General features: G+C 53.8%; 3 protein-coding genes. 1 reads left to right on the top strand and 2 read right to left on the bottom strand.

Translation table 11 applies throughout. From position 1 onward, the window contains the following. Positions 1 to 183: 183 nt before the first annotated feature. Entirely contained in the window at positions 184 to 1,161 is a 978-nt protein-coding gene (locus Q7V48_03320) for a tripartite tricarboxylate transporter substrate binding protein (GenBank protein MDO9209766.1), read from the top strand. Positions 1,162 to 1,272: 111 nt separating this feature from the next. Here Q7V48_03320 and Q7V48_03315 read toward each other — a convergent pair whose 3' ends face one another. Both Q7V48_03315 and Q7V48_03310 read right to left on the bottom strand, forming a co-directional pair. Continuing rightward, positions 1,273 to 2,475, bottom strand: a complete 1,203-nt coding sequence (locus Q7V48_03315) for an amidohydrolase (GenBank protein MDO9209765.1) — start codon at positions 2,473 to 2,475, stop codon at positions 1,273 to 1,275. A gap of 110 nt (positions 2,476 to 2,585) precedes the next feature. After that, on the bottom strand, positions 2,586 to 2,894 hold a 309-nt coding region (locus tag Q7V48_03310; protein MDO9209764.1), incomplete at its 5' end, for an amidohydrolase family protein.

Here is a 2,894-nt window from a genome sequence, read left to right as displayed (position 1 = left end):
GTTAGGGGTCTGCACCTCGGCAATCGCCAAGGCAATTCGAAAAAAAGAGGGGGAGGACCAAAGGTGTTAATTTTCCACTACGTCCCCCAATCCAGAGGGGAGGTTTCGCCGAAGGTTTCGTGGTCAATGAGGTACTCTTTCACAACAACAAGAAGGCTAAATTCCATTTCAAGGAGGGGAAAAATGATCAAGCGAGTCATCTTCAGCATGCTGTTGGTTGTTGGTTCCGTTTGGGGAGCGGGTTGGGTCGGCGCGCAGACCTTGGATTACCCCACCAAGCCGATTATTCTCCAGGTGCCCTGGCCGGCGGGCGGGTCCACGGATCTGGGAGCCCGTATCATCGCGGCGATTGCGGAAAAGAAAATGGGGCAGCCGATCGTCGTGACGAATCGAGTGGGAGCAGGCTCGCAGATTGGCTTGACCGAAACAGCCCGACAGAAACCGGACGGCTATTTTCTAGGTTTCGCCAGTCTGCCGGCGCTGAACACCATCATTCTGGACCCGGAACGGAAGGCGGCCTTTGACCTGAATTCCCTGGTTTTCATCATCAATCAGGTAATCGATCCCGGGATCATCTGGGCCAAGGGCGACAGTCCGTACAAGACCTTGAAAGACCTGCTCGATGACGCCCGGAAGCGGCCCGGCCAAATCCGGGCCGCTACAACGGGTATTCTCGGCGATGACCATCTGGCCATCCTGATGATGGAAGAAGCGGCCAAGGTGAAATTTCGGATCGTCCATTTTGACGGGGGTGCTCATGTGTTCACCGCGGTGTTGGGGGGGCAGGTGGACGTGGCCTTTGGCAATATCGGAGACATTGCCGCCAAGGCCAAGGGGACACCGCTTCGCGTCCTGGTCGTCATGGACCCCGAAAAATCGAAGTTTATGCCCGATGTTCCTACGTCTGCCGAGCTGGGCTTCCCCATGATCATTTCTTCCTCCTCTCGCGGTGTGCTCGGCCCCAGAGGTATTCCGCAGCCCATTCTGAAGAAGATTCAAGCTGTCTTCTTGGAGGCCATGAAGGACCCGGAGCATGTGGATAAGATGGACAAAACAGGATTGGCCGTCAAACCCCTCGTGGGCGAAGAATACATGAAATATGTTCTTGACCTCCAGCAGCGGGTAGCTCCCCTGATGGAAATCGCCCGCAAGAGCAAGTGAAAGGAAAGTAGTCATTTCCCGAGGGTGGGGGGGATGAAGTTCCTTAGGGACCCAAGGGCGTGGCAATCTCATTCTATTTTGGGATTGCTTCATCCCGCTTCAGTGAAAAGCTTACAGGATTATCTTTTTTTTCCACTCTTGAGCTTTGCGGAGGATTTCATTTTCGTCGAGGGTTAGCAGTTTCCGATCCCGCATGATAATTCTGCCGTCGATGATCACATCGCGCACATCCGCACCCGTGGCCGAATAGACCAGATGCGAAGTGATGTTGTAGATAGGCTGGAGATGAGGGCGATTTAAATCCAGGATGATAATATCCGCTTTTTTGCCCACTTCTAGAGAACCGATCTCCTTGTCCAGACCCAAAACCTTTGCCCCGCCCAGAGTGGCCATGTGCAGGACCACATCGGATGGCATCACCGTGGGGTCCAGCCGGTGCACTTTGTGCAGCTTGGCCGCCGAGTCCATTTCCTGAAAGAGGTCCAGGTTGTTGTTGCTGGCGCAGCCATCCGTCCCCAGTCCCACCGTAACTCCTTTGGCCAGGAGTTCCGGGATAGGAGCAACCCCGGAAGCCAGCTTCATGTTGGATTCGGGGTTATGGACGACCTTTACTCCCCGGCGGGCCAGGAGGTCCATTTCGGCTTCGGTCAGCCAGACGCAGTGGCAGGCGATCAGGGATGGGGATAAAAGTCCTAAACTTTCCATATGATTTACTGGTCTTTTGCCATATTTTTGAGAAATTTCTTCAACTTCGCTGCGGGTCTCGGCCAGATGGATGATCATGGGAACTCCATACCGATCCGCCAAATCCTGACACTGCCCCAAAAGCCCGGGAGAAGAGGTGTACACAGAATGGGGGAACAGGGCAGGATGAATGAGGGAAGAGGTACTGTAGTGCTGGAGGAAATCTTCAGCCTTCTTTAAGGATTCGGCCGGGGAAGGAGAGTCCGGAGTGGGAAAATCCAGAATTCCTTGGCCCAAGATTGCCCGCAGTCCAGCCTGTTGCACTGCCCGGGCTACCTGTTCTTCGAAAAAATATCCGTCGGCAAAAGTGGTAGTTCCAGAGCGAATCATTTCCGCGCAGGCCAGGAGCGTTCCCCAGTAGACGAAATCTGAATCCACCCATCTTCCTTCGGCAGGAAAGATATGTTCTTCCAGCCAGACTTTTAACGGAAGGTCATCGGCCAGCCCCCGGAAGAGGGCCATAGCGGCGTGGGTGTGGGCGTTCACCAGTCCAGGCATGACCAGGCAGTCTCGGCCGTCAAGATATAAGCCGGCAGGAATGGAAGGGGCTTCCCCGTGACCTATCTCCATGATTCGGCTTTCTTTTATTGCCAGCCAGCCTTGGGGGATGAAATGAAAGGAATTTGGAAATGGAAGGAGGCTTGTGTCCTTGATGAGAATATCGGCCGGAGTACCTTGATTCAATGAGAAACCCTTTGCAGGATCTTTCCCTTGATTTCTTGCATTTTTTTGATGATATTTTCTTCGTCGAGGGTGAGGAGTTTGCGGTCTTGCATGATCAGTTGGCCGTCGATGATCACATCGCGCACATCCGCACCCGTGGCCGAATAGACCAGCTGCGAAGTGATGTTGTAAATGGGCTGGAGATGAGGGCGATTTAAATCCAGGATGATAATATCCGCTTTTTTGCCCACTTCTAGAGAACCGATCTCCTTGTCCAGACCCAAAACCTTTGCCCCGCCCAGAGTGGCCATGTGCAGGACCACATC

It is taken from the genome of Deltaproteobacteria bacterium (assembly GCA_030654105.1).
In the GTDB taxonomy this organism is placed as follows: domain Bacteria; phylum Desulfobacterota; class SM23-61; order SM23-61; family SM23-61; genus JAHJQK01.
The sequence above is the reverse complement of the archived record's forward strand: the minus strand, read 5'-3'. Positions and strand labels throughout refer to the sequence as shown.

Coding starts and splice junctions, on each gene's coding strand:
- Q7V48_03315 (MDO9209765.1), bottom strand. CDS start 2,475: ATGGAGATAGGTCACGGGGAAGCCCCTTCCATTCCTGCCGGCTTATAT.
- Q7V48_03320 (MDO9209766.1), top strand. CDS start 184: ATGATCAAGCGAGTCATCTTCAGCATGCTGTTGGTTGTTGGTTCCGTT.